Annotated in this window: 21 protein-coding genes and 1 pseudogene; 13 read left to right on the forward strand and 9 right to left on the reverse strand. The window is 67.4% G+C overall.

Annotated features, from left to right (window positions below):
* Positions 1-23: 23 nt before the first annotated feature.
* The 3 genes from ACW173_RS20105 to ACW173_RS20115 are packed head-to-tail and all read right to left on the reverse strand — an operon-like array spanning position 24 to position 3,611.
* Positions 24-1,475 (reverse strand): NAD(P)H-hydrate dehydratase, encoded by a 1,452-nt coding sequence (locus ACW173_RS20105; RefSeq protein ID WP_492081840.1) that lies wholly within the window; start codon positions 1,473-1,475, stop codon positions 24-26.
* 10 nt (positions 1,476-1,485) lie between these two features.
* The gene (locus ACW173_RS20110) at positions 1,486-2,055 is read right to left on the reverse strand and encodes a histidine phosphatase family protein (RefSeq protein ID WP_492081841.1); all 570 of its coding nucleotides are present in this window, start codon (positions 2,053-2,055) and stop codon (positions 1,486-1,488) included.
* A 5-nt stretch (positions 2,056-2,060) separates the two neighbouring features.
* Positions 2,061-3,611, reverse strand: a complete 1,551-nt coding sequence (locus ACW173_RS20115; protein WP_492081842.1) for an acetyl-CoA acetyltransferase — start codon at positions 3,609-3,611, stop codon at positions 2,061-2,063.
* Positions 3,612-3,846: 235 nt separating this feature from the next.
* Between ACW173_RS20115 and ACW173_RS20120 the strand changes: the two genes are divergently transcribed.
* From ACW173_RS20120 to ACW173_RS20130, 3 genes are all read left to right on the forward strand, one after another.
* A complete protein-coding gene (locus tag ACW173_RS20120) occupies positions 3,847-4,185 on the forward strand; it encodes a P-II family nitrogen regulator (RefSeq protein ID WP_099577548.1) in 339 nt (112 codons plus the stop codon).
* Between the two features lie 46 nt (positions 4,186-4,231).
* Positions 4,232-5,641: a type I glutamate--ammonia ligase gene (gene glnA, locus ACW173_RS20125; RefSeq protein WP_492081843.1), complete on the forward strand. Its 1,410-nt coding sequence runs from the start codon at positions 4,232-4,234 to the stop codon at positions 5,639-5,641.
* A gap of 294 nt (positions 5,642-5,935) precedes the next feature.
* A complete protein-coding gene (locus tag ACW173_RS20130) occupies positions 5,936-8,113 on the forward strand; it encodes a TonB-dependent receptor (RefSeq protein ID WP_492081844.1) in 2,178 nt (725 codons plus the stop codon).
* Positions 8,114-8,177: 64 nt separating this feature from the next.
* Here the strand turns inward: ACW173_RS20130 and ACW173_RS20135 are convergent, their stop codons facing one another.
* Complete coding sequence (locus ACW173_RS20135; protein ID WP_492081845.1) at positions 8,178-8,561, reverse strand: putative quinol monooxygenase; 384 nt, start codon at positions 8,559-8,561, stop codon at positions 8,178-8,180.
* A 2-nt stretch (positions 8,562-8,563) separates the two neighbouring features.
* Positions 8,564-9,439 carry a LysR family transcriptional regulator gene (locus ACW173_RS20140; protein WP_492081846.1) on the reverse strand — a complete coding sequence of 292 codons (876 nt, stop codon included), beginning with the start codon at positions 9,437-9,439 and terminating at the stop codon, positions 8,564-8,566.
* A 74-nt stretch (positions 9,440-9,513) separates the two neighbouring features.
* On the opposite strand from ACW173_RS20140, the gene ACW173_RS20145 reads away from it, so the two are divergent.
* Positions 9,514-10,137 carry a hypothetical protein gene (locus ACW173_RS20145; RefSeq protein ID WP_492081847.1) on the forward strand — a complete coding sequence of 208 codons (624 nt, stop codon included), beginning with the start codon at positions 9,514-9,516 and terminating at the stop codon, positions 10,135-10,137.
* On the opposite strand, the gene ACW173_RS20150 is transcribed toward ACW173_RS20145, so the two are convergent.
* Complete coding sequence (locus ACW173_RS20150) at positions 10,134-10,481, reverse strand: Kazal-type serine protease inhibitor family protein (RefSeq protein ID WP_492081848.1); 348 nt, start codon at positions 10,479-10,481, stop codon at positions 10,134-10,136. The two genes, ACW173_RS20145 and ACW173_RS20150, sit on opposite strands and share 4 nt — an antisense overlap.
* A gap of 139 nt (positions 10,482-10,620) precedes the next feature.
* On the opposite strand from ACW173_RS20150, the gene ACW173_RS20155 reads away from it, so the two are divergent.
* The 3 genes from ACW173_RS20155 (at position 10,621) to parE (ending at position 15,665) form a co-directional block, all read left to right on the forward strand.
* Complete coding sequence (locus ACW173_RS20155; protein ID WP_492081849.1) at positions 10,621-12,096, forward strand: amidohydrolase; 1,476 nt, start codon at positions 10,621-10,623, stop codon at positions 12,094-12,096.
* The gene (locus ACW173_RS20160; protein WP_492081850.1) at positions 12,096-13,448 is read left to right on the forward strand and encodes an amidohydrolase family protein; all 1,353 of its coding nucleotides are present in this window, start codon (positions 12,096-12,098) and stop codon (positions 13,446-13,448) included. The genes ACW173_RS20155 and ACW173_RS20160 overlap by 1 nt, the downstream gene beginning before the upstream one ends.
* A gap of 102 nt (positions 13,449-13,550) precedes the next feature.
* Positions 13,551-15,665, forward strand: a complete 2,115-nt coding sequence (gene parE, locus ACW173_RS20165) for a DNA topoisomerase IV subunit B (protein WP_492086026.1) — start codon at positions 13,551-13,553, stop codon at positions 15,663-15,665.
* 875 nt (positions 15,666-16,540) lie between these two features.
* Here the strand turns inward: parE and ACW173_RS20170 are convergent.
* Positions 16,541-17,281, reverse strand: a complete 741-nt coding sequence (locus ACW173_RS20170; protein ID WP_492081851.1) for an EcsC family protein — start codon at positions 17,279-17,281, stop codon at positions 16,541-16,543.
* A gap of 257 nt (positions 17,282-17,538) precedes the next feature.
* On the opposite strand from ACW173_RS20170, the gene ACW173_RS20175 reads away from it, so the two are divergent.
* Positions 17,539-17,949: a hypothetical protein gene (locus ACW173_RS20175; protein ID WP_492081852.1), complete on the forward strand. Its 411-nt coding sequence runs from the start codon at positions 17,539-17,541 to the stop codon at positions 17,947-17,949.
* Positions 17,950-18,396: 447 nt separating this feature from the next.
* Positions 18,397-19,092, forward strand: coding sequence for a DnaA regulatory inactivator HdaA (gene hdaA / locus ACW173_RS20180; RefSeq protein WP_492081853.1), 696 nt, complete (start codon positions 18,397-18,399; stop codon positions 19,090-19,092).
* A 25-nt stretch (positions 19,093-19,117) separates the two neighbouring features.
* On the opposite strand, the pseudogene ACW173_RS20185 reads toward hdaA, so the two are convergent.
* A pseudogene (locus tag ACW173_RS20185) lies at positions 19,118-19,201 on the reverse strand (hypothetical protein); the annotation flags it as partial.
* 146 nt (positions 19,202-19,347) lie between these two features.
* Between ACW173_RS20185 and ACW173_RS20190 the strand changes: the two are divergent.
* From ACW173_RS20190 to ACW173_RS20205, 4 genes are all read left to right on the forward strand, one after another.
* Positions 19,348-21,567 (forward strand): RNA degradosome polyphosphate kinase, encoded by a 2,220-nt coding sequence (locus tag ACW173_RS20190; RefSeq protein ID WP_492086027.1) that lies wholly within the window; start codon positions 19,348-19,350, stop codon positions 21,565-21,567.
* 10 nt (positions 21,568-21,577) lie between these two features.
* Entirely contained in the window at positions 21,578-21,967 is a 390-nt protein-coding gene (locus tag ACW173_RS20195) for a hypothetical protein (protein ID WP_492081854.1), read from the forward strand.
* Between the two features lie 134 nt (positions 21,968-22,101).
* Entirely contained in the window at positions 22,102-23,616 is a 1,515-nt protein-coding gene (locus ACW173_RS20200) for a Ppx/GppA phosphatase family protein (protein ID WP_492081855.1), read from the forward strand.
* Between the two features lie 157 nt (positions 23,617-23,773).
* A complete protein-coding gene (locus ACW173_RS20205) occupies positions 23,774-24,067 on the forward strand; it encodes a hypothetical protein (RefSeq protein ID WP_492081856.1) in 294 nt (97 codons plus the stop codon).
* Positions 24,068-24,136: 69 nt separating this feature from the next.
* On the opposite strand, the gene ACW173_RS20210 is transcribed toward ACW173_RS20205, so the two are convergent.
* A complete protein-coding gene (locus ACW173_RS20210; RefSeq protein ID WP_492081857.1) occupies positions 24,137-25,765 on the reverse strand; it encodes an ABC-F family ATP-binding cassette domain-containing protein in 1,629 nt (542 codons plus the stop codon).
* Between the last annotated feature and the right edge of the window lie 20 nt (positions 25,766-25,785).

The raw sequence follows: 25,785 nt of genomic DNA on the forward strand, positions 1-25,785 counted from the left end.
AAACCCCGCCGCGCAAGCCCCGCTCAGCGCCGCGCGTAAAGCTCGGTCAGCACGGCGGGCGCCAGGCCCGGCAGGTCCTCGGCGATCAGGCCGGGGCCATGACGGGCGCCGCACTCAGCGTGGATCCAGGCGCCGGCGCAGGCGGCCTCGAAACTTTCCATGCCCTGGGCGATCAGGCCGCCGATGAAGCCAGCCAGAACGTCGCCCGAACCGGCCGTGGCCAGCCACGGCGTTCCGTTGAGCGAGACAGCCGCGCGGCCGTCTGGCGCGGCGACGACAGTGTCGGCCCCCTTGAGCAGCACGACGGCCCCTGCCCGCTTGGCCGCCTCGCGGGTCGCGGCGATGCGCTCGGGCGACCGGGCCAGAAGGCCGGGGAAGATCCGCTCGAACTCGCCAGGATGCGGGGTCAGGACGTCGTCGCGGTCCAGGCAGGCGAAAAGCTCGCTGGGGTCATGCCGGAAGCTGGTCAGGGCGTCGGCGTCGACCACCAGGGCGGCGCCGGTGCTGGCTAGGGCCTGCAGGTTGCGGGCGGTCGCCTCTCCCACCCCGGCCGCCGGGCCGATGATCACCACGTCGGCTTCCTCGGCGGCGACGGCCAGATCAGCCTCCGCTCCGAACGGCGCCAGCATGACCGCCTCAAGATGGGCGGCATTGACCGCCAGGGCGCCCGGCGGCGACAGCACGGTCACCGCGCCGGCGCCGATCCGCAGGGCCCCACGCGCTGACAGCCGCGCCGCGCCCGTACTCCACATCTCGCCGCTGACCACCTTGAGTCGGCCGCGCGTGTGCTTGTGAGCGTCCAGTGAGGGCCACGGGAAGCGCTTGCCCCACAGGTCCGGCTCATTCTCGAACAGGTCCGACGCAGCGCCGGGCCACAGGTCGATGTCGGCGACGACGATCTCGCCGCAGGCCTCGCGGCCCTCGACCAGTACATGGGCGCGCTTGCGGCGGTGGAAAGTCACGGTCAGGTCGGCGCGGAAGGCCGTCTCGCCCAGCGGCCGGCCGGTGTCGCCATGCAGACCCGACGGCGTGTCGACCGCGACGAGGGTCAAAGGCTGCTCGGTGGACGCCCGCGCCAGCTTGGCGACCTCGCCCTCCAGCGGCCGCGACAGGCCGGCGCCGAACAGCGCGTCTATATAGAGCGTTCCCGGGGAGAGCTCGGTCGACAGCGGCCGCGTCTCGCCCTTCCAGCGTAAGGCGGCCCAACGGCAGGCGTCGGTGGACGGCGGATAGGCGGCTTCGACCAAGACCTGCCAGCCGCGCCGGCGCAGGTGGCGGGCGGCGACATAACCGTCACCACCGTTATCGCCCGGGCCGCACCAGATCACCACGGGACGACGGGCGTAGCGGGCGCGGACAGCCTGGGCCACCGCCTCCCCGGCCCGCTCCATCAAGACCGGCGTCGGCGTGCCGCGCTCGACGGCGGCGCGGTCGACCGCGGCCATCTCGGCGACGGACAGAATCTCTCGCGCCACACCGACTCCTTCAAAGCACCTGACTCTGAGCTTCGCGCCCTTTCTCGACCAGGATCAAGCGGTCGCCGTCGACGTCGAACACCGTGCGGGAGCAGTGGTCCGGCCGGAACGCCATGACCTGGGCCTGGCCCGTGGCCACCCCGACCGCCGCGTTCAGGGCCACGAAGTGACTGAACACCGCCGCGCCCGCGTGTTCGCGCAGGGCCGCCGCGACACTCTGCGTCCACGCGACATAGTCAAGGTCGCCCAAGATTTCGTCCCAGCGCCCGCCGAACGCCTGTCGCAGCCAAGCTGGCCGCTCTTCGTGGCTCAGCCCCGCCGGGGTTGGAATTTCGCCGACGCGCGGGTCAATGACGATCTCCACGCCAAGAGCATCGGCCAGCGGCTCGGCCGTCTCGCGACAGCGGCGCAAGGGCGAGGCCACCACCCTCGTCGGTCGCTGGCCTCGCGGCAAGGCCAGCACCTCCTTGGCGATGGCCAGGGCCTGCAGCAGGCCCGTGCCGTCGAGGCCAGGGTCCCCGTCTTCGCCGCCCCAGGTCGCGGCCGGGCGGCCGTGGCGGATGACATGCACTCTATTCATGGCGTTCAATCCGGGACGAAGAGGTTGCGGACGCCGTCAGGATGCGGGCCGACCACGCCGGTCCGGCCAACGCCTTCGCGGCTCTCCAAGTCGCGCAGAACCGCGGGATCGTCCGGCGTCTGGGCGACAAAGCGGCGGCCTTCCGCGTCGCGACCGATGATGATGCCCATGCGCGCGCCCTCGCGGCCATGGACGATGGTGTAGGTCTCGATGGTCGCCGGTCCTTGCGGCTTCTCGATGATCTTCGGATGCGGCAGGAGGTCGATCTTGGCCTGGATCACCGACGGCGACTGACGCCGCCACTTCCCTTCGACGGGCCTGGTCGAATAGACGCCGACCGACTGCTTTGTCAGGAACCAGCCGTTGGCGGTCGATAGGCCATAGGCGCCGGGCCGCTCACGCAGCCGCGTCACCATCTCGGCGATGGCGTGCAGGGCGTAGTTGTTCCCCGGTCCGCCGAAGTATGGCAGGCCGCCGGTGATCGTCAGGCCGCGTGGGTCGTCCAGCGCCAGACCGATCTCCTCGGCCCCGACGCGCACCGCCGACGGGAAGCACGAATAAAGGTCGATGAGGTCGAGGTCCTCGAGCCCGATGCCGGCCATCTCCAGCGCCCGCTCGCCGGTCAGGCGCATGGCCGGACTAGAGTGATAATTCTGCCGCTCCAGCGGATACCAGAGATCCGAGGCGTCGGCGCAGCCGTGCAGGAACACCCAGCGATCCTTCGGCACGCCCAGCTCGCGCGCCTTGCGGACGCTGGCGATCAGGACGGCGGCCGACTGGTCCACCTCCATGATGGCGTTGAGGTACTTCGGGTACGGATAGCCGACCATCCGGTTGCGGTCGGTCACCGTCACCAGCTCCTCGGCGGAGCGTTCGATCGGAAACCAGGCATGGGGATTGGCCGCCGCCACCTTGGTGAAGGGCGCGAAGAACTCGCCCAGCTGCTTCTGGTGCTCCGCCAGCGAGCGCCCGTCCCGCGCCCGCAGCGCGTTTTCGAATAGCGGATAGGTGTTCACCGGATAGCCCAGGCCGTGCGCGCCCTCGTGATTGGTGACACCTGGACGCGGATCGCCGACGCGCTGGGGCGTGCTGGTGATGTCGTCGCCCCAGCCCTCGAAGCCTAGGCCGCCCTTCATCCGCTTCATCAGCGAACCCAGGAACTCGGCCCCAGCGACCAAGGCCAGATCCGACTCTCCTTGGGCAATCCGCTCACAGATGATGTTGACCACTTGCTGAGGACTGTTGCCGCCGGTCTCGGTATAGACGCTCCACGCCGGCGCGGCCCCGAACGCTCTAGCCAGCGAGGCCGGCGGGTCCGCCAGACGCGGCAACGGCAGCTTCGACAACCCTCCGGGCGCATCGATGCTGAACGCAACGACCGCCAAAGCGTCGAGATCGGCAATAACCGACCCTTCCAGTCCGGCGTCGAGCACCGCCTTTTCCGCCGCAGTTTTCAGCAATTCCAGCGGAGATGGTGAATTTTCGGCCTTGCCTCGATACGTGAATTGGCCCGCGCCAATCAAAACCGGTGTGTCGTCGCGCACGTTCACCCCCATTCAAACGATCGTTGGGCGGGATCGTAGGCGCGAAACCGCATGTCGCAAGGGCATTTGGCGGCCATTCCGAAAATGCATATTTCCACGGCGCCAGGCGCCCGCGAATTAATCACATGCCTGGAAGTCAACCGTTCGGTCAGGTTTGTCGCGGCCCCTCGCTTGCGACGCTCCGGGTGGCGTGATGGTTGCGCGCTCAGTGAAGGCGGTTCGCCGCCGACGGGACCGAGTGGAACCGATGAAGAAGATCGAAGCCGTCATCAAGCCGTTCAAGCTGGATGAGGTGAAGGAGGCCCTGCAGGACATGGGCGTCCAGGGCATGACCGTGCTCGAAGCCAAGGGCTATGGCCGTCAGAAGGGCCATACGGAACTCTATCGCGGCGCCGAGTACGTCGTGGACTTTCTCCCCAAGATCAAGGTGGAGGTGGTCGTCGAGGACAGCCAGCTGGAACCCGCGCTGGAAGCCATCACCCGCGCCGCCCGCACGGGCCGCATCGGCGACGGCAAGATTTTCGTCTCGGAGATCGCGGAAGTCATCCGCATCCGAACCGGAGAAAGCGGCCCGGCCGCCGTCTAGAGGCCGGATCGTCTAACGCTTAAAGACTCTACAAAGGGGATACGGAATGACCACCGCCAAGGATATCCTGAACCTGATCAAGGAAAAGGACGTCAAGTACGTCGACGTCCGCTTTACCGACGTGCGCGGCAAGCTGCAGCATGTCACGTTCGACATCGACCTGGTCGACGATGACTTCCTGAACGACGGCACGATGTTCGACGGTTCGTCGATCGCCGGCTGGAAGGCCATCAACGAGTCGGACATGAAGCTGCGCCCCGACCTGGATAGCGCGATCATCGACCCGTTCTATCAACAGACCACGCTGGCGCTGTTCTGCGACGTCGTGAACCCCGACACGGGCACCCCCTACAACCGCGACCCGCGCTCGATCGCCAAGGCCGCGCTAAACTTCGTCAAGTCGGCCGGCATCGGCGACACCGTCTATTTCGGTCCGGAAGCCGAGTTCTTCATCTTCGACGACGTGCGCTGGTCGACCGCGCCGAACAACACCGGCTACTCGTACGACTCGAGCGAACTGCCGGTGAACTCGGCCAAGGAATATCCGGAAGGCAACATGGGCCATCGCCCGGGCCCGAAGGGCGGCTACTTCCCGGTGAACCCGGTCGACAGCTGCCAGGACCTGCGCGGCGAAATGCTCGCCGTCATGGGCGAGCTGGGCATGAAGCCGGAAAAGCACCACCACGAGGTGGCCCCGGCCCAGCACGAACTGGGCCTGAAGTTCGACACCATGGTCGTCATGGCCGACCGGATGCAGCTCTACAAGTACGTCATCCACAACGTCGCCGCCGCCTACGGCAAGACGGCCACCTTCATGGCCAAGCCGATGTTCGCCGACAACGGCTCGGGCATGCACGTTCACCAGTCGATCTGGGAAAATGGCAAGCCGCTGTTCGCCGGTGACAAGTACGCCGGCCTGTCGCAGGAATGCCTGTGGTACATCGGCGGCATCATCAAGCACGCCAAGGCCATCAACGCGTTCTCGAACTCGACGACGAACTCTTACAAGCGCCTGGTGCCCGGCTACGAGGCCCCCGTGAAGCTGGCCTACAGCTCGCGCAACCGTTCGGCCTCGATCCGCATCCCGCACGTCGACTCGCCGAAGGCCAAGCGCCTGGAAGCCCGCTTCCCCGACCCGATGGGCAACCCGTACCTGACCTTCGTCGCCTTGCTGATGGCCGGCCTGGACGGCATCATCAACAAGATCGATCCGGGCGCTCCGGCCGACAAGAACCTCTACGACCTGCCGCCCCGCGAGCAGAAGAAGATCCCGGAAGTCTGCGGCTCCCTGCGCGAAGCCCTGGAAAGCCTGGACAAGGATCGCGCCTTCCTGAAGGCCGGCGGCGTCATGGATGACGACTTCATCGACAGCTACATCGAGCTGAAGATGGAAGAAGTGATGCGCCTGCAACTGCACCCGCACCCGGTCGAATTCGAGATGTACTACAAGTGCTAATCGCGTAAGCGAATAGGACTAGACGAGGGCCGGAGAGCGATCTCCGGCCCTTTTTCGTGCGCGCCGCAAGGTCAACACGACCAGAAAGTAGAATAATTTATTACTTACTGGGCGCCGCCTGAACAAAATTGTCGCAACTTCGCAACAGAACCGACGTAATCGGGCCCAAACGGCCGTTTTCGAACAAAGCGCGATATCCGAAGCGCCGCTGTTTCGCTTATCGCAGCGCAATAGCAGCGCCGTTAACGCCCCGGTCAGAGTCGGCGGACGGCCTCATCAGCACAGGATGTCTCCATGCGCCCCAATCGTTCTCTTCGCCGCACCCTGACGGTGTCTTGCGGCCTGACCGCCCTCGTCGCTTCCCTGGCCGCCGGCTCGGCCGCCTTCGCCCAGGACGTGACGGTCGGCGAAGTCGTCGTCACCGCCCAGAAGCGCAGTGAAAACCTGCAGGACGTCCCGGTCTCGGTCGCCGCCATCGGCGGTGAGCGCCTGCAGGCGGTCTTCGCCGCCGGCGACGACATCCTGACCCTGTCGGGCAAGGCCCCGGGCCTGTACGCCGAGTCCTCGAACGGCCGCGTCGCGCCGCGCTTCTATATCCGCGGCCTGGGCAACGCCGACTTCGACCTGGCCGCCTCGCAGCCGGTGTCGATCATCCAGGACGACGTCGTCCTCGAGAATGTCGTCCTGAAGAGCTCGCCGCTCTACGACCTCGACCACGTCGAAGTCCTGCGCGGCCCGCAAGGCACGCTGTTTGGCCGCAACACCACGGCCGGCATCGTCAAGTTCGACACCATCAAGCCGTCGGAAGAAACCAAGGGCCGCGCCACGGCCTCGTACGGCAGCTTCAACACCTTCACCTTCGACGGCGGCCTCGGCTGGGCCGTCGTCCCCGGCAAGGTCGCGGCCCGCGCCTCGGTGCTGTTCCAGCGCCGCGACGACTGGATCGACAACACCTTCACCAAGAAGCCCAACACGCTAGGCGGCTTCAACGAAAAGGCTGCCCGCCTGCAGCTGCTGTTCACCCCGACCGAGAAACTGTCGGCCCTGTTCAACGTCCACATGCGCGATCTGGACGGCACCGCCGCCGTATTCCGCGCCAACGTGCTGACCAAGGGCTCGAACAAGCTCAACAGCAACTATGAACGCGACGAGGTCGCCTATAACAACCCGGCCAATAACCCGCAGACCTACAAGGGCGCCGGCGCTTCGGCCAAGATCGAGTACGACTTCGACGGCGCCAAGCTGACCTCGATCACCGCCTATGAGAACACCCACGGCTACAGCCTTGGCGACATCGACGGCGGCAATCCGGGCGGTCCGGGCTTCATCCCGTTCCAGTCGGACACCCAGGACGGCATCAAGAACCTGTTCCAGTGGACGCAAGAAGTCCGCCTGGCCAGCGACACCGACGGCCCGCTGAGCTGGCAGGTCGGCGGCTTCTACTTCGACACCAAGTACGACATCCGCACCGACCCGTTCTTCATGCCGGCCACCACGCTGCGCCAGAAGAACAAGGCCTGGGCGGCGTTCGGTCAGGCTTCGTACAAGGTCAACGACCAACTGACCCTGACGGGCGGCCTGCGCTACACCGACGACGACAAGGACATGAACGTCGTCTCCGGCCCGAACCCGGCGCCGTCGGTCGCCGTGTCCGACTCGAAGGTCACCTGGGATCTGTCGGCCTTCTATAAGATCGACGAGGACGTCAGCGTCTACGCCAAGGTCGCCTCGGGCTTCCGCGGTCCGTCGATCCAGGGCCGCGACATCGCCTTCGGCTCGCCGGCCTCGGCCGCCAAGTCCGAAACGATCATGTCCTACGAGCTGGGTCTGAAGAGCGAACTGTTCGAGCGCCGCGTGCGCCTGAACGGCGCGGTCTTCGCCTACACGATCGACGACCCGCAGTTCAGCGCCGTCGGCGGTGGTTCGAACTCCAACCGCCTTATCAACGCCAAGAAGGGCGAGGCCTACGGCCTGGAACTGGACAGCGAGTTCGTGGTCACCCCGAACTTCGTCGTCACGGCCGGCTACAGCTACGCCCACACCAAGATCAAGGACAGCACCCTCGCCGTCGCCCCGTGCGCCGCCTGCACCGTCACCGATCAGCTGACTGCCGCCGGTCTGGCCCTGGTGAACGGCAACCCGTTCCCCAACGCGCCGAAGTACACCTTCGACGTCACGGCCCGCTATTCGGTTCCGGTCGCCTCGGGCGAGCTGTTCGCCTTCACCGACTGGAAGGTCCAGGGCTACACCAACCTGTTCCTGTACCAGTCGAAGGAGTTCTACTCGAAGGGTGACTTCGAGGGCGGCCTGAAGCTCGGCTACGCCAACAAGGTCGGCGGTTGGGAAGTGGCGGCGTTCGCCCGCAACATCACCAACGAGAGCAACATCAAAGGCGCGATCGACTTCAACAACCTCACCGCGTTCGTCAACGAACCGCGCGTGATCGGCGTCTCGGTCGACGCTCGCTTCTAGGACCTTCGGGTCTTGAGACTGGAAAGGCCGCGGAAAGATCCGCGGCCTTTTCTTTTGGCGATAGCTACTTCAGGCCGTGGCCGCTGACCGGTATGGTCTCGAAGTGCTGCGGGAAGCCGGCGATGATCGGCCGGGCCTTGGCGATCGCCGCCTGCACGGCCGGCAGCTTCAGCGATGCGGCGTGAGCCTCCTTGTCGGTCCAGACCTCCGTGATCCACAGGGCGTCGGCATTGGCCGGATCCTTGGCGATCACATAGCTGAGGCAGCCGGGCATGTCCCCGGTGCTCGCGCCCAGGATAGCCAGAAGCTCGTCGCGCTTGCCCGGCGCGGCCAGCATCTGTCCGATCAGTCCGTACATGGGCGTCTTCTCCTGGGCGTTGGCGGTGGTAGCGAGCGCGGCGACGGCGAGGCCGCCGGCCAGCGCGTCGCGTCGGATGATCTGGGTCATGGTCATGCTCCTACCGCCAAGGCGGACCGGATGGTGTCAGCATCAGCCGAGACGAGCGCCGCGCCCAGTCCCAGAAGATGCAGGGTGTTGACGCAAACCGGCAAGCCAGCCGGCCGCACGACCCGCACCCGATCCCGCCAGGCCGGGGCCTCCACCAGGTCCAGCGGCGCGATGATCGCCCCGCGCCCGGCGGCGCAGCTCTCCATCGCCTCTTCGATCTCGCCGGTGTGGTCCAGGCGGCGCAAGCTGTCGGGCTGGCGACCAAACACCGTCTCGAACCAGTGGCCGAAGACGAACTCGTATTCGTCGTAGGTGACGAAAGGCGTGGTCGCCAAGGCGTCCAGGTCTTCCGGCGCCGGAGCGTCGCGAGCCACGGCCAGGACGATCTCCTCCTCCGCCAGCGGCTTGGACTGCACCGGCGCGGCGGTGACCGGGCGATAGGTGACGGCCAGATCGGCCGCGCCGCTCGCCACCGCCGCCAGCACCGTCTCGTGCGCGCCGAAGGTCAGATCCAGCGGACGGTCCTTGGGCAGCCCGGCCATCAGGCGCGGCGCCAGGCGATAGCGGCCGAACGCCGAGACGGTGGCGATCCGCAGCGGCCGCAAGGCCGGATCCTCCTGGGCCAGCCGCATCCGGGTGCGTTCGACCTCGTCCAGGGCTCTGCCGACGCTCTCGAACAGCGCCTGCCCCGCCGCCGTCAGCCGCAATGCCCTGCCCGCCCGCTCGAACAGCGGCCGGCCGATCTCGGCCTCGAAACGCTTGAGATCATGATGGATCGCCGGCGGCGACTTGCCCAGGCGCGGACTGGCCGCGGCGATGCCGCCGGCCGCCGCCACCGCGTGGAACACCGCCGCCCGGCGCAGGTCCGCGTGCCGCATGATTTCGCAATCCGAAAGAATGTCGCTCTTCGTTCGAAATATTCCCGAACGCCGTTCGCCGCTAGGTCTGGCGCATGACCTCTCTGCTCCTTATCGCCCAAGCCGCATTCCTGTTCGCCTATGACATCGATCGCGGGAAGGAGGACGCCTTCGAGGCCGGCTATGCCGCGCATCTGGCCTGGCACGCCGAGCACAAGGATCCGCTGCCCTGGTACGGCTGGTACGTGACCAGCGGCCCCCGCACCGGACTGTTTATCGACGGGACCTTCGGCATTCCGTTCGCGACCATGGACCAGCGCGTCGATCCGGCCGGCGACGGCGCGGACATGGCGGCCAAGGTGCTGCCGTTCGCCAAGGCGCGGACCTATTTGACGCTGGAACTGTGGCCCGAGGTCAGCACGACCCGGACACTGGAGAACCGCAAACCGACCGCTGCGCTGGACGCCTTCGCCGTGACAGTCGCTCCGAGGAACGTCGCGGCCTTCGAGACGGCGCTGAGCCGCGAGCCGAAAGGCCAAGCCGCCTGGTACCGCACGGTCAGCGGCGGCGCAGGGGGCTCATACCTGGCGCTAATCCCACGCCAGACCTGGGCGGACCTGGCCAACCGCCCCGCCCTGCTAGGCAAGGCCGCCGCCCTGGTCGAGCAGGTCGAGGTCGAGAGTTGGTCCTACCGGCCCAAGCTCAGCCGCATCCCCTAGGCCTTGCACTCGCCTTCAGAGGCGACGCTGACGCCTGCCCCGGCCGCTTGACAGGCATTGCCATAGGTCTTGCCGTCGCAGCCGCAGACCGGCTTGTAGATCATCGGGCACATGTCCGGCTTCTTGCGGCAGGTCCCCGCCGCGTCAGCGATGGTCTTGCAACTGCCAGTTTGCATCTGGCAGGTCAGGCCCGACTGGCACTGGAAGCCCGCGAAGCCGCCGCACATGCCGCCCTCCGCCACCGGGGTGCGCGGCGACTGGGCAGGCGGCGTTCCGGTTCCGGAGGTCGGCGCGCTGCAAGCGGTCAGCACGATCATGGCGAGACAGGCGAGCAGACGGCGCATGGACGACCTCCGATAGGCGCGCAGCCACAGCGTGCCGCGCAACAATTTTGCCGTAAATGCGTCCGTCGGACGCTGTTCGACTTGATAGCGCGGTTCTTTTCGTCTGTCCTTCCCGCCTCTTCGAGAGTCGGGGTTTTTCATGATCAGATGGCGTAACGCGGCCGCCGCCGCGAGCCTCTTGGCGCTGGGCCTTTCGGCCTGCGCGACGACCGGGACGACCGGTTCCGCCAAGCCTGCCGCCCAAGGAGCTGGCAAGCCGGCGGAAAAGGCCGAGGCCAAGCCGCTGCCCAAGGGAATGGACGGCCAGGCCTCTACGGGCTTCCCGTCGACCTATGTCCCGCTGCCCTCGCGCGCCACGGCCTTCGTCGGCGCCACGATCCTGACGGCGACTGGCCAGCAGATCGAGAACGGCGTCGTCTTCGTCTCGGGCGGCAAGATCTCGTCCGTCGGCGGTCCCGACACCCCCATCCCGGCCGATGTCGCGGTGATCGACGCCAAGGGCAAGTGGATCACCCCTGGCATCATCGACGCCCACAGCCACCTGGGCGTCTATCCCTCGCCCGGCGTCCAGGCCCGCTCGGACGGCAACGAGGCCACCGACCCGAACACCGCCCAGGTCTGGGCCGAGCATTCGGTCTGGCCGCAGGACCCCGGCTTCAACCGGGCTCGCGCCGGCGGCGTCACCACGCTGCAGATCCTCCCCGGCTCGGCCAACCTGTTCGGCGGCCGTTCGGTGACGCTGAAGAACGTCCCGGCCCTGACCATGCAGGGCATGAAGTTCCCCGACGCCCCCTACGGCCTGAAGATGGCCTGCGGCGAGAACCCAAAGCGCGTCTATGGCGGCAAGAGCCGCTCTCCGTCGACGGCGATGGGCAACGTCTTCGGCTATCGCAAGGCCTGGATCGACGCCGCCGACTACACCCGCAAGTGGGACGATTATCGCGCCAAGCAGCAGAAGGGCGAGAAGGCCGACGCGCCGAAACGCGACCTGCAGCTGGAGACCCTGGCCGGCGTCCTGAAGGGCGACATCCTGGTCCAGAACCACTGCTACCGCGCCGACGAGGAAGCGGTGATGATCGATATCGCCAAGGAGTTCGGCTACAAGATCACGATGTTCCACCACGCGGTGGAGAGCTACAAGATCGCGCCTCTCCTCGCCAAGGAAGGCATCTGCTCGGCGACCTGGGCGTCGTGGACCGGCTTCAAGATGGAAAGCCTGGACGGCATCGACGCCAACGCCGCCATCCTGTGGAAGAACGGCGCCTGCGTCGTCATCCACTCCGACGATCCGATCATGACCCAGCGGCTGAACCAGGAAGCCGCCATCGCCATGACCGCCGGCAACAAGCTGGGCTATGGCATCAGCCGGGCCGAGGCGATCAAGTGGATCACCGCCAACCCGGCCAAGGCCATGGGCATCGGCGACAAGACCGGCTCGATCGAGCCCGGCAAGGCCGCCGACCTGGTGGTGTGGAGCCGCGACCCGTTCAGCGTCTACGCCCAGGCCGAGAAGGTCTTCATCGACGGCGCGCTGATCTATGACCGCCAGGACAAGCGCTTCCAGCCCAAATCCGATTTCGAGCTCGGCCAGCCCGGCCAGGGAGCGTTCAACTGATGATCCGGTCACTGCTTCTGGCCAGCGCCGCATGCGCCCTGGCACTTCCCGCGACCGCCCAGACGGTCGCCATCGTCAACGCCCGTATCGAGCCCGTCTCCAGCGCCGCGATCCCGAACGGGACCCTGGTGATCAAGGACGGCAAGATCGCCGCCGTCGGCGCCGGCGTGGCCGTTCCGGCCGGCGCCAAGGTGATCGACGCCAAGGGCGGGGTCGTCACGCCCGGTCTGGTCGCCCCCTCGTCGAACCTCGGCGCGTCCGAGGTCAGCGGGGTGCGTGAGACCCGCGACGACGGCACCGGCAGCGCGCTCAGCGCCGCCTTCGACATCAGCTACGGCGTCAATCCGGCCTCGCCGATGATCGGCCTGGCCCGCGACGGCGGCGTCACCAGCTCGGCCGTCGTGCCGGTGCTGTCGGGGACCGGCGGCGGCGCTCACGAGCATGCCGACGACGGCGTGGTCGAGGAGATGACCGCCGGCCACACGGGCGACGGCGACCCGCCGCTGTTCGGCGGCCAGGCCGCGTTCATTCGCCTCAAGGCCGGGGCCAGCGACATCGTCGAGGCCTCCAAGCTGGCCGTCACCGTCTCGCTGGGCGAGAGCGGGGCCAGGGCCGCCGGCGGCTCGCGCGGCGCCGACCTGGTCCTGATCCGCTCGGCCCTGGAGGACGCCCGGGCCTTCGCCAGCCGTCGCGCGGCCTTCGAGCAGGGCGCGACCCGCGACTTCGGGCTCTCGCGCCTGGATCTGGCGGCCCTGATCCCGGTCGTACAGGGCAAGACGCCGCTGCTGATCCGCGTCTCCCGCGCCGCCGACATCCGCCAGGCCCTGAAGCTGGCGGCCGAGGAGAAGATCCGCGTCGTCCTCGAAGGCGTCGAAGAAGGCTGGATGGTCGCTCCGGAGATCGCCAAGGCCGGCGTGCCGGTCATCGTCGATCCGCAGGCCGACCTGCCCGACAGCTTCGAGGCCCTGGGCGCGCGGCTCGACAACGCCGCCCGCCTGAACGCCGCCGGGGTCACGGTGGCGATCAATGGCTCGCGGGACTTCAACAACCTGCGCCAGGAGCGGCTGAACGCCGGCCTCGCGGTGGCCAACGGCCTGCCCTACGCGGCCGGCCTGGCCGCCGTGACCCTGACCCCGGCCAGGATCTGGGGCCAGGACGGCAGGATCGGCTCGCTGGACGTGGGCAAGCTCGCCGACGTCGTGGTCTGGAACGGCGATCCGCTGGAGACGACCAACTGGCCGCTGAACGTCTTCGTCGGCGGGGTCGAGCAGCCGCGGGACAGCCGCCAGACCCAGCTGCGGGACCGCTACGCCGCCACCGACGGCAGCGGTTATCCGCCCGCTTATCGCTAGGCCGCTGATCCGCCCCCAGTTCGCTGGGGGCGGATTTCTCTTTTCAGGGGAAGTCGGCGGGCTCATACGAGGCCCCCGCGTTCGAATCGCCTAAGACTCCTCCTGATGTCCTCCGATAAGACCCCCTCCCTGTTTGGCGACGACGACGCCCTGGCGCCCGTCCCCGCCGCGCCGTTCCAGGCCAGCGTGGAGCCGCACGTCGAGCCGACGCCGCGTCCGATGCCGCCGCCCCCGCCGTCGAGCAAGGCCCCGCCGCCTCCGCCGCCCGGCAAGGCCTCGGCTCCGGGCGAGTACTCGGCCGCCGACATCGAGGTGCTGGAAGGGCTGGAGCCCGTCCGCAAGCGCCCCGGCATGTACATCGGCGGCACCGACGAGCGGGCCCTGCACCACCTGTTCGCCGAAGTGCTGGACAACTCGATGGACGAGGCCGTGGCCGGCTTCGCCAAGACCATCGAGGTCAAGCTGGACGCCGACGGCTTCCTGTCGGTCAAGGACGACGGCCGCGGCATGCCCGTGGACCCGCACCCCAAGTACCCCGGCAAGTCGGCGCTGGAGGTCATCATGACCGTCCTGCACGCCGGCGGTAAGTTCACCGGCAAGGCCTATGAGACCTCCGGCGGTCTGCACGGCGTCGGCGCCTCCGTCGTCAACGCCCTGTCCGAGCGCGTCGAGGTCACCGTCTGGCGCGACGGCTTCGAGCACTGCCAAGTCTTCTCGCGCGGCAAGCCGCTGGGCCCGATCGAGCAGCTCTCCCCGTCGCGCAAGAAGGGCACCATGGTGCGCTTCAAGCCCGACGACGAGATCTTCGGCGAAGGCACCAACTTCAAGCCCGCTCGCCTGTACCGGATGGCCCGCTCCAAGGCCTATCTGTTCCGCGGCGTGCAGATCAAATGGTCCTGCGATCCCTCTCGTATCCACGATCAGACCCCGCCCGAGGCCACGTTCCACTTCCCCAACGGCCTGGCCGACTTCCTGGCCGAGCGCACCAAGGGCCTGACCACGATCACGCCCGACAGCTTCTCGGGCCGCATCGAGCGCCAGGGCGAGGCCGGCGCGGTCGAGTGGGCCGTCAGCTGGACGCCCCAGGGCTTCGGCGAGCACGACGGCTTCATGCAGTCGTACTGCAACACGGTTCCGACCCCCGAAGGCGGCACCCACGAGAGCGGCTTCCGCGCCGCCCTGACGCGGGGCCTGAAGGCCTATGCCGAGCTCAAGGGCGAGAAGCGCGGCGCGATCATCACCGCCGACGACGTCGTCGCCCAGGCCGGCGCCCTGATCTCGGTGTTCATCAAGAACCCGGAATTCCAGGGCCAGACCAAGGAAAAGCTGTCCACGACCGAGGCCCAACGCTTCGTCGAGGCGGCCCTGCGCGACCCGTTCGACCTGTGGCTGACCTCCAGCCCCAAGAACGCCCAGGCCCTGCTGGAATTCGTCATCGAGCGGGCCGAGGAGCGCCTCAAGCGCCGCAAGGACAAGGAAGTTACTCGCGCTTCCGCGACCCGCAAGCTGCGCCTGCCCGGCAAGCTGGCCGACTGCGCCGGCGGCGCGGTCGACGGGGCCGAGCTGTTCATCGTCGAAGGCGACTCGGCCGGCGGTTCCGCCAAGCAGGCCCGCGACCGCAAGTACCAGGCCATCCTGCCCCTGCGCGGCAAGATCCTGAACGTGGCCTCGGCCAGCGGCGAGAAGTTCACCGCCAACAAGGAACTGTCGGACCTGATGCTGGCCCTGGGGGCCCAGGGCGGGAACAAGTATCGCGAGGAAGACCTCCGTTACGACCGCATCATCATCATGACCGACGCCGACGTCGACGGCGCCCACATCGCCAGCCTGCTCATCACCTTCTTCTACCGCACCATGCCGGACGTGATCCGCCAGGGGCACCTGTACCTGGCCCTGCCGCCGCTGTACCGCATCGCCCACGGCGGCAAGAGCGAATACGCCCGCGACGACGCTCACAAGGACGAGCTGCTGGCCACGGTGTTCAAGGGCAAGAAGCCCGAGATCGGCCGCTTCAAGGGCCTGGGCGAGATGATGGCCTCCCAGCTGAAGGAGACCACCATGGACCCCAAGAAGCGCACCCTGGCCCGCGTGACCCTGCCGCGCCACGAGGAGACCGTGGAAGAGCTGGTCGAGACCCTGATGGGCCGCAAGCCCGAGCTGCGCTTCCGGTTCATCCAGGAGAACGCCGAGTTCGCGACGGCGGACCTGGATCTCTGATTCCCCCTTCCCCCTTGATGGGGGAAGGGTCGGGGATGGGGGTGATCTGCTGAGCCGGCGGCCGTGCGCGGCATCCAACGCCGTAGTCACCCCCACCCCTGCCCCTCCCCCATCCGCCAACGGGAGGGAACGTGTTTCAGCGCCCTCGCGCCCGAAGGGCCGCGAGTGGATTGGGGAGGCGACGGAGCGGCCGGGCGAACCCGGAGACCGTGAGGTTGTTTGTGTTTCGGCTCGCTGACCGCTCCGCCAGGCTGTTTTTTCCGTGAGGACGGGAGGCGTGAGCGTATTTCAGCTCGGGTCCCCAAGAGCCCCCGGACGGGCGTGGACCAACTGGATCGGCTCAATCCGTCTCCAGCTCGGCGATCCACGATAGGCGGCTTGTACGATCACCGCCCTGTCGATCCGCTGCTCGGCCTTGATCCCGGACGGTCCGTCACTCGCGTGCGCTCCTAAAGAGTAAGCGACGCGACCTGGCGAGCCAGCCGGGGACCGCGCAGCGACCCCGCTCAACCTACCCCCGCCGCCGTTTTGGGCCGGATCCAAACGCCCTCCCCCGCGACGGGGATGGCTATGATTGTGCGGCGGTTCTGAACGCGGATCATTCAGGGCCGCGTAAAATCGACAAGGCGTTGATTTCGCTGCGTTCGATCTCGCGAACTCCGAGGATAGCGCCGCACCAACGCCCGTGATCGCCCCATGAAAACCCTCTCTCATAGAGAGAGGGAGGGGCCCATGCGGAGCATGGGAGGGTGAGAGGTTACACCCTCTCCGGACAAGGCAGTGACGAAACGCGCGGCGGAAAGATCCAGGTTTCTACCGGCCCGCGGTGAAACCTCTCACCCTCCCACGCCTTCGGCGCGGGCCCCTCCCTCTCTCTATGAGAGAGGGTTCACTATCCCCGTCCCCGTCGCTGCGTTCGCCCCCTGCTCCGCCCGCATCCGATACGCCATCACCGCCGTATGCCCCAGCCGCTCCACCAGCCGCCAGTTGACGATCGCCCCCAGCGGCGCGCCGACCACGGGGATGAACTGGGCCAGTTTCGCCAGGTCGATGTGGTCGCGGTACTGCTGCTGGAAGGCCCGCCAGTCGAAGTCGTCCAGATGCTGGGGATGCGCCCGCGCCTCCCAGTCCTCCAGCGCCGCGAACACCCCGGCCCGGTGCTGGGCGTCCGAGAAGGCCAGCTCGAAGACGTGCAGGATGAACAGCCGCTCGGGCAGCTGCGTCCCGTCATGGCCGAAGATCGCGGCGATCTCGAACAGCAGCTTGATCTTGAAGCTCATCAACAGCGGGAAGTCGGCCGCCGCCAGCAGGAAGCCACCGGCCCCGGTGACCCCGCCCTCGGCCGCCGCCGCCTTCTTCCACCCGTCGATGGCCTTGGCCGCCCGCGCGCGGCGCTCGTCGAGGGTCAGGCCGATCATCGGCGACCCCGTCGTGAAGTCCGACCCGACCAGCAAGGCCCGCGTCATCCCCTCGATGGCGGCCGTGATAGCGGCGTGGACCTTCTCGGGAATGAGGCGGTTGATCCGCTGCTGCGTGGCGCGGGCGATGCCGTTTAGCGGGCCGGGCGGCTTGGTGAGGTCGGCGCGCCAGGCGAGGAGGTCGGGGGAGAGTTCCATCTCTCTCAGGTAACCCTTCTCCTCTTGCGGGAGAAGGCGGCCGCCGAAGGCGGTCGGATGAGGGGTCGCTCTGTCGCCGACCGCCCTACCCGCTGAACCGCCGTCGCGGCGGCCCTCGCCTTCAACCCCTCATCCGGCGCTCCGCGCCACCTTCTCCCGCAAGGGGAGAAGGTAATCGCCGAATGTCGCTGACTCTTCATGCATCCACAGCTACGCTTGCGTGAGTTCATCTACGCATCTCAACCCAAGAGGATAGGATGCAACCGGTCTTATTCGCTCTGCTCCCTTTGCTCGGCGTTGTGATAGGCGCCGCGCTTCAGTTCATTTTTGGCCGCAACCTCGAAACCCGTAAGCAACTGGTCTTGCAGCGCGCACAGGCATATGCGGACTACTTCAAGGGATTTTCCGGTCTTGCTCAAAAGAGAAATGCCGAGGACCTGAGTCTAGTCGCCAACGCCAAGACGCGGATTTGCATCTACGGCTCCAAGCCTGTGGTTCAGGCGCTTGCCGTGTTCGAAGGGAACGGCGCTACGACATCAACAAGCGAAGGTCGAACGGCGCTAATGAAGCTACTTCATGCAATGCGTCTCGACGTGGCCCAGGAGCCCGCCGGGGTTCAACCCGAAGAGATGTCACGCGTTTTGTTCGGCCCGGAACGATCTCCGTAAGCACTATGGACCCGCCGAGCTACCGCCACCCGCTCAATCACACGTGAATTGGAAATGACAATGTTTGAAGTTGTCGAGTTGGGGAAAGCTGGCTGGTTTTCACGCCCCATAAAACTCCGCGCACTTTGCGAAATGGAAGATACAAAGAAATTTTCGGACAACACGGGCACGCACAAGAAGATAAACGTATATCGAGCAAAATTTGGAATAGATGAAACCGTCATCATAAAGATTTCCAAAAATTCTCCCCTAAAACTGGGTGATCGCCTCGGACTGAACGCGCTGCTAGCCAAGAGCTATCTCGACTCCCATCTCACCTACGTAGGCCCAGTGCCATCCACATCTCGGGCCACCTAATCCCCACTATCCCCAGCCCCGCCGCCTCGCCCTCCCCGCCGAGCGCGCCTATATGCTTGACCGCACCTTCACCACGCCGGGCCCTTGGGATTGTCGACCCAGTTCAGACTGCCGCTGACCGCCGCGCCGACCTATGGCCGGGACGACTTCGCCGTCTCCCCCGCCAATGGCGAGGCCATGGCGCGGCTGGACGCCTGGCCCGACTGGCCTGAAGGGCGGCTGGCCCTGGTCGGGCCGTCCGGCAGCGGCAAGACCCATCTGGCCCGCGCCTGGGCGCGCGAGGCCGGAGCGGTGGTCATCGAGGCGGCCGATCCCGACGCGGCGCCGGTCGACCTGTCGGCCCTGCGCGGCCGGGCTGTGCTGGTCGAGGACGCGGATCGGCGCGGAGACAGCGCCGCCGTCAGCGACGAGGCGCTGTTCCACATCCTCAACATGGCCGGGGTCGACGGCGGGACCGTGCTGCTGACCGGCCGCTTCGCGCCGCTGGCCTGGGAGACCTCGGTGCCCGACCTGCGCTCGCGGCTGAACGCCCTGTCCGTGGCCACGATCGAGGCCCCCGACGACGTGGTGCTGGAGGCGGTGCTGCGGCGGGCCTTCGCGCAAAGGCTCTTGAAGCCGGATCCGGACCTCTATCCCTATCTGCTCTCGCGCCTGCCCCGCTCGGCGGCCGAGGCGATCGCGGCGGCCGACCTGCTGGACGAGGCGGCGGCCCAGCAGCGGCGCGAGCTGAACAAGGCCCTGGCGCGGGAAGTGCTGGGGGATTTCGAGGGCGAGGAAGGGCTCTAGGCTCCGAGTTCCCACGCCCCTACCCGTCATCCCGCGCTTTATGCGCGGGACCCATTGTTCCGCCGCAGGTGCGGAGCGGAAAGCCCCTCTCACGTGCAAGCTGATCCATGGGTCCCGCGCATAAAGCGCGGGATGACGGCGGATGTTGATTGAAGAGTGGAAGGGTTCCGAAGATGTCTTCGCGCCGTCACTTGTCTCGTTCACCATGGCGGAACACACTCCGCCTACAGTGACCTCATGACCGACGCCGTGACCATGCCGCCCAGTTTGCCGCAAGCCGCCAATGTTCCGTCCACCGAAGATCCCAAGGGTCTGGTGCTCGACGGCGAGCTGATGGCTTCGCCCGAGCGGTTCTTCAATCGCGAGCTGTCGTGGCTGGCGTTCAACCAGCGGGTCCTGGAGGAGAGCGCCAATCCGCGCCACCCGCTGCTGGAGCGCTTGAGGTTCCTGTCGATCAGCGCCAACAATCTCGACGAGTTCTACATGGTCCGCGTGGCCGGCCTGAAGGGCCAGGTGCGCGAGGGCGTGCGGGTGGTCAGCCAGGACGGCCTCACCCCCGGCGAGCAGCTGACCCGCCTGAATGCCGCGGCCTATGAGCTGATGGCCGAGCAGCAGAAGATCTGGCGCCAGGTCCGCACCGAGCTGTCGGACGAGGGACTGAAGCTGCTGGACGCCCGGGACATCGAGGGCGACGACCGCGAGCTGGCCGAGGACATCTTCCTCAACCAGATCTTCCCGGTGATGACGCCGCTGGCCATCGACCCGGCCCACCCGTTCCCGTTCATCCCGAACCTGGGCTTCTGCCTGGCCCTGAAGCTGCGCCGGATCTCGGACGACAAGCACCTGTACGCCCTGGCCCCGATCCCGTCGCAGGTGCGGCGGTTCTGGGAGCTCTCCTCGGTCGTCACGCGCGGCCGGAAGCGCCAGCGCAAGATCGTGGCGCTGGAAAGCCTGATCATCCTGTTCCTGGAGCACCTGTTCCCCGGCTACGAGGTCGAGGGCCGGGGCCTGTTCCGCCTGATCCGCGACAGCGATCTGGAGATCGAGGAAGAGGCCGAGGACCTGGTGCGCGAGTTCGAGGCGCGGCTGAAGAAGCGCCGCCTGGGCCGCGTGGTGCGGGTCAAGATCCAGACCACCATGCCGCCGGACCTGCGCGAGTTCATCGTCGAGGGCCTGCGCGCCGAGCCGGAAGACGTGGTGCTGGTCGACGGCAAGCTGGGTTTGGCCCAGATGTCGGAGCTGATCCCGCCCGACCGTCCGGACCTGAAGTTCCCGCCCTTCAACGCCCGTTTCCCCGAGCGCATCCGCGACCACGGCGGCGACTGCTTCGCGGCGATCCGCGAGAAGGACATCCTGGTTCACCACCCGTTCGAGAGCTTCGACGTGGTGGTGCAGTTCGTGCGCCAGGCCGCGCGCGATCCGAACGTGCTGGCGATCAAGCAGACCCTGTACCGCACCTCCAAGGACAGCCCGATCGTGGCGGCCCTGATCGAGGCGGCCGACAACGGCAAGAACGTCACGGCCCTGGTCGAGATCAAGGCCAGGTTTGACGAAGAAAATAACTTGAAGTGGGCTCGAGATCTGGAACGGGCCGGCGTGCACGTGGTGTTCGGCTTCGTCGACTGGAAGACCCACGCCAAGCTGTCGGTGGTGGTGCGCCGCGAGGCCGACCAGAGCTTGCGCACCTACTGCCACTTCGGCACCGGCAACTATCACCCGCAGACGGCGCGGGTTTACACCGACCTGAGCCTGTTCACCTGCGACCCGGCCCTGGGGCGCGACGGGGGCAAGCTGTTCAACTTCATCACCGGCTACGCCCAGCCCGGGCGGCTGGAGAAGCTGTCGTTCTCGCCCCAGACGCTGAAGCCCGACCTGCTGCGGATGATCGAGGCCGAGGCCGACGCCGCGCGCGCCGGCAAGCCGGCCGGCATCTGGGCCAAGATGAACTCGGTCGTCGACCCGCAGGTGATCGACGCCCTCTACGCCGCCAGCCAGGCGGGCGTGCAGATCGACCTGGTGGTGCGTGGCATCTGCTGCCTGCGTCCGGGGATCGCGGGCCTGTCGGAGAACATCCGGGTCAAGTCGATCGTCGGCCGCTTCCTGGAGCACGCGCGCATCATCGCCTTCGCTAATGGCGGGCCGATGCCCAGCGCCCAGACGCGGCTCTTCATCAGCTCGGCCGACTGGATGCCGCGCAACCTGGACCGCCGGGTCGAGAGCCTGGTCCCGGTCGAGAACCCGACCGTGCACCAGCAGGTGCTGGACCAGATCATGGTCGCCAACCTCAATGACGAGGCCCAGAGCTGGAAGCTGGACAGCGAGGGCGACTACGCCCGCGACCCGGCCTGGAAGACCAAGGGCGCCTTCTCGGCCCACGACTACTTCATGACCAATCCCAGCCTGTCGGGCCGCGGCCACAAGACCACCGACATGCCGCGCGCCTTCGACCACGTGGGCCCCAAGCGGAAAAGGTAGCCATTTGGCGGTGAGACGTCTCGGGCTCGTCCTGCCGCCGCTGCTGCTGCTGACAGCCTGCGGGCCGACGGGCGAGCGGCGGGCCGAGATCTGCGCGCTCCAGGCCCTGCCCGCCCGTCCCGGCGTCGACCGCTTCGGCGTCCCGCCCGGGGTGGAGCGCGAGGCCCAGCTGAAGGGCGAGGCCTATGGGCCGGGGATCGCCGGCGGCTACCACATCCGCTGGTGGGGGCTGTGTGGCCGGCGGGCCGACACCACGGACATGATCCTGCTCGGCCCCAAGCCCTGGGCCCTGACCAAGGGCGGGACGCGCGCCGACGGCCGCCAGGTGACCTACGGCACCTGCTATCACCGCAAGACCGACCACGGCTGGCGCACCGTGGCCTGCCGGATCAATCCCTAGGCCGGCAATACGACCCGGATGATATTCAGACCCGTTTTCCGACAAGCCTTTCCGCGTGTTCTTCTCCAAGGGAAATGGACATTTATACCCTTGGCCCCGCTTCCCCTGACCCGCGAATAGGCTAAACCGGACCCATGCCATTCCAGGCGCCGCGCGACGCGGCCGTGATCGATATCGGTTCCAACTCGGTCCGCCTGGTGGTGTACCGGCTGGAAGGCCGCGCCATCTGGACCGTCTTCAACGAGAAGGTCCTGGCGGGCCTGGGCCGCGACCTGGCCAAGACCGGCCGCCTGGCGCCCGACGGCGTCCTCCAGACCCTGCAGGCCCTCAAACGCTTCCGCGCCGTGCTGGAAGCGGTCAATCCGGCCGAGACCTTCGCCGTCGCCACCGCCGCCGCCCGCGACGCGCTGGACGGCCCCGACTTCATCGCCCGCGTGAAGGCCGAGACCGGCTTTTCCGTCCGTGTGCTGACCGGCGAGGAAGAGGCCCACTACGCCGCGGTCGGCGTGCTGGCCGGGGCGCCCGACGCCGAGGGCGTGGTCGGCGACCTGGGCGGCGCCAGCCTGGAGCTGGTCCGCCTGAACGCCACCGGCGCCGGCCAGGGCGTGACCCTGCCGCTGGGCCCGTTCAGCCTGGCCACGCCGCATAACGGGACGCATGGGGGCCCTCAGGGCGGCTTCGACGCCGAGCGCGCCCGCCGCCTGGCCCGCGAGCGCATCTCGGCCGTGGCCGCCGACTACAAGACCGACACCTTCCACGCCGTGGGCGGCGCCTGGCGCAACCTGGCTTTGCTGCACATGCGGCTGTCGGGCTACCCCCTGCACGTCGTCCACCAGTACGAGATCCCGGCCGGCGAGGCCCTGGAGGCCGCCCGGCTGGTGGCGCATCAGTCCAGGAGCTCGCTCGAACGCATCGAGGGCATGAGCAAGAAGCGCTCGGAGACCCTGCCCTACGCCGCCGTGGTGCTGGAGACCCTGATCGAGCAGCTGCAGCTGAAGCGCATCGAGATCTCGGCCTATGGCGTGCGCGAGGGCCTGCTGTTCGAGGCCATGCCCCCGCGCATCCGGGGTCTGGACCCGCTGATCGAAGGCTGCACCGCCCTGGGCGCGCGCCAAGGCGTCGCCGACGACCTGGGCGCGGCCCTCGACGCCTGGATCACCCCGGCCTTCCGCACCCTGCCCTCGCTGTTTGGCGAGCGTGACGGGATCCTGGTCGCGGCCGCCTGCCGCCTGTCGGACGTCGGCGCGCGTCTGCACCCCGACCATCGCGCCGATCTGGTGTTCGAACAGGTGCTGCGCGCCCCGATCGCCGGCCAGACCCATACCGAGCGCTGCTTCCTGGCCGTGGCCGCCCACGCCCGCCACGCCACCAACTTCCACCCGCCGGAACTCCAGACCCTGGAGCGCCTGCTAAGTCCCGCCCAGCTGAAGCGGGCGCGCGCCCTGGGGGCCACCATGCGCCTGGCCTGCGATCTCTCGGGCCGCAGCCCAAGCCTCCTGGCCCACTCGCGCCTGAACCTGGACAAGCACAATCTGATCCTGGCCGCCGAGCCCGGGTTCGCCGATCTCCTCCTGGGCGAACAGACCAGCAAGCGCGCCAACACGGCAGCGCAACACCTGGGCCTCAAATCCAAGATTATTACCGGATAGTTTCAGGTATAGACGACCTGAACAACATACTTAACCGAGCCTGAACTTCCCCAATACGGGGAAAATGACAAGTTGCCGCAGACAAACGATGTTCTTCGAGCATGGTTTGTTAGCTTTGCTACGCGCATCGTCCCTCCAACGAAATAACAGGAGGTCAGTGATGTTGCAGCGTAAGTACGACTACCTGGACGCCATCGCCCCCTTGGCTGGCAAGCCCGCTGAACGCGTCGAGGCTGGCAAGCGTCCCAGCCTGCATGTCGCCAACGATCACGACGCGCCCGTCACCAGCGGCGCCCGCGGCCTGCAATCGGAAATCGGCCGCGTCTTCGCCCAGGAAACCACCTGGTCGGTCCGCCGCACCGTCGCCATCGGCGTGGTCTTTCACCTTGGCGTCTTCTGCGCCCTGGGCCTGGCCGCCGGCGGCGCGCTGGCCCAGTTCGGGCATCACTAAGCCAAGGCGCCTAATTCCCCCTCTCGGCGAGAGAGGGAATTAGGCGACGGCCAAGTCCGTTCGGCGCCACTACCCTCCCGGGTGCAGTCCTGGCGCTTCCTGGCCCGTGCGGGCGACATATTCCGTATAGCCGCCGCCGTATTGATGGACGCCCTCGGGCGTCAGCTCCAGCACGCGGTTCGACAGGGCCCCCAGGAAGTGGCGGTCGTGCGAGACGAAGAGCATGGTGCCCTCGAAGTCCGCCAGGGCGGCGACAAGCATCTCCTTGGTCGCCATGTCGAGGTGGTTGGTCGGCTCGTCGAGCACCAGCAGGTTCGGCGGATCAAACAACATCTTGGCCATGACCAGGCGCGCCTTTTCGCCGCCGGACAGTACGCGGCAGGGCTTTTCGACATCGTCGCCGGAGAAGCCGAAACACCCCGCCAGGGTGCGCAAGCTCCCCTGCCCCGCCTGCGGGAAAGAGCGCTCCAGAGACTCGAAGATCGTCTCTTCGCCCTCCAGCAGGTCCATGGAGTGCTGGGCGAAATAACCCATCTTGACGCTGGCCCCGATGTGGACCGCGCCCTGGTCTGGCTTGGTGTCGCCGGCCACCAGCTTCAGCAGCGTCGACTTGCCGGCGCCGTTGGCGCCCAGGACGCACCAGCGTTCCTTGCGGCGCACCAGGAAGTCCAGGCCGTCATAGATCGGCTTGTCGCCATAGCCCTTATGGACGTTGCGCAGGCTGATCACGTCTTCGCCCGACCGCGCCGGCGTCTGGAACTCGAACTGCACCGCCTGGCGGCGGCGCGGGGCCTCGACGCGGTCGATCTTGTCGAGCTTCTTGACCCGGCTCTGGACCTGGGCGGCGTGCGAGGCGCGCGCCTTGAACTTCTCGATGAACTTGATTTCCTTGGCCAGCATGGCCTGCTGGCGCTCGTACTGCGCCTGGCGTTGCGCCTCGCCCAGCGCGCGCTGCTGGTCGTAGAAGTCCAGATCGCCCGAATAGGTGATGAGCTGGCCGCCGTCGATCTCCACCACCTTGCCGATGATGCGGTTCATGAAGGCGCGGTCGTGCGACGTCATCAGCAGGGCGCCGTCGTAGTTCTTGAGGAAGGCCTCCAGCCAGATCAGGCTTTCCAGGTCCAGGTGGTTGGAGGGTTCGTCCAGCAGCATGCCGTCGGGCCGCATCAGCAGGATGCGGGCCAGGGCCACGCGCATCTTCCAGCCGCCAGACAGCTGGCCGACGTCGCCGTCCATGCGCTCCTGACTGAAGCTCAGGCCGGCCAGCACCTCGCGCGCGCGCGCTTCCAGCGCATAGCCGTCCAGTTCCTGGAAGCGCTCCAGCACCTCGCCATAGCGCTCCATGATGGTGTCCAGTTGGTCGGCCTGGTCCGGATCGACCATGGCCGCCTCGAGCGTGGCCATCTCGGCGGCCAGCGCGCTGACAGGACCCACACCGTCCATCACCGCGGCGACCGCGCTCTGGCCCGACATCTCGCCGACGTCCTGGCTGAAATAGCCGATCTTCATGCCGGGATCGATCACGACCAGCCCGTCGTCGGGCTGCTCCTGACCGGTGATCATACGGAACAGCGTCGTCTTGCCGGCGCCGTTCGGGCCGACGAGGCCGGCCTTTTCACCCTTCTGGACGCCCATCGAGGCTTCGATGAACAGGAGTTGGTGGCCGTTCTGCTTGGAGATGTTGTCGAGGCGGATCATGGCGGGTCTGCTAGCGCGGG

Source organism: Caulobacter sp. ALps2 (genome assembly GCF_058681635.1).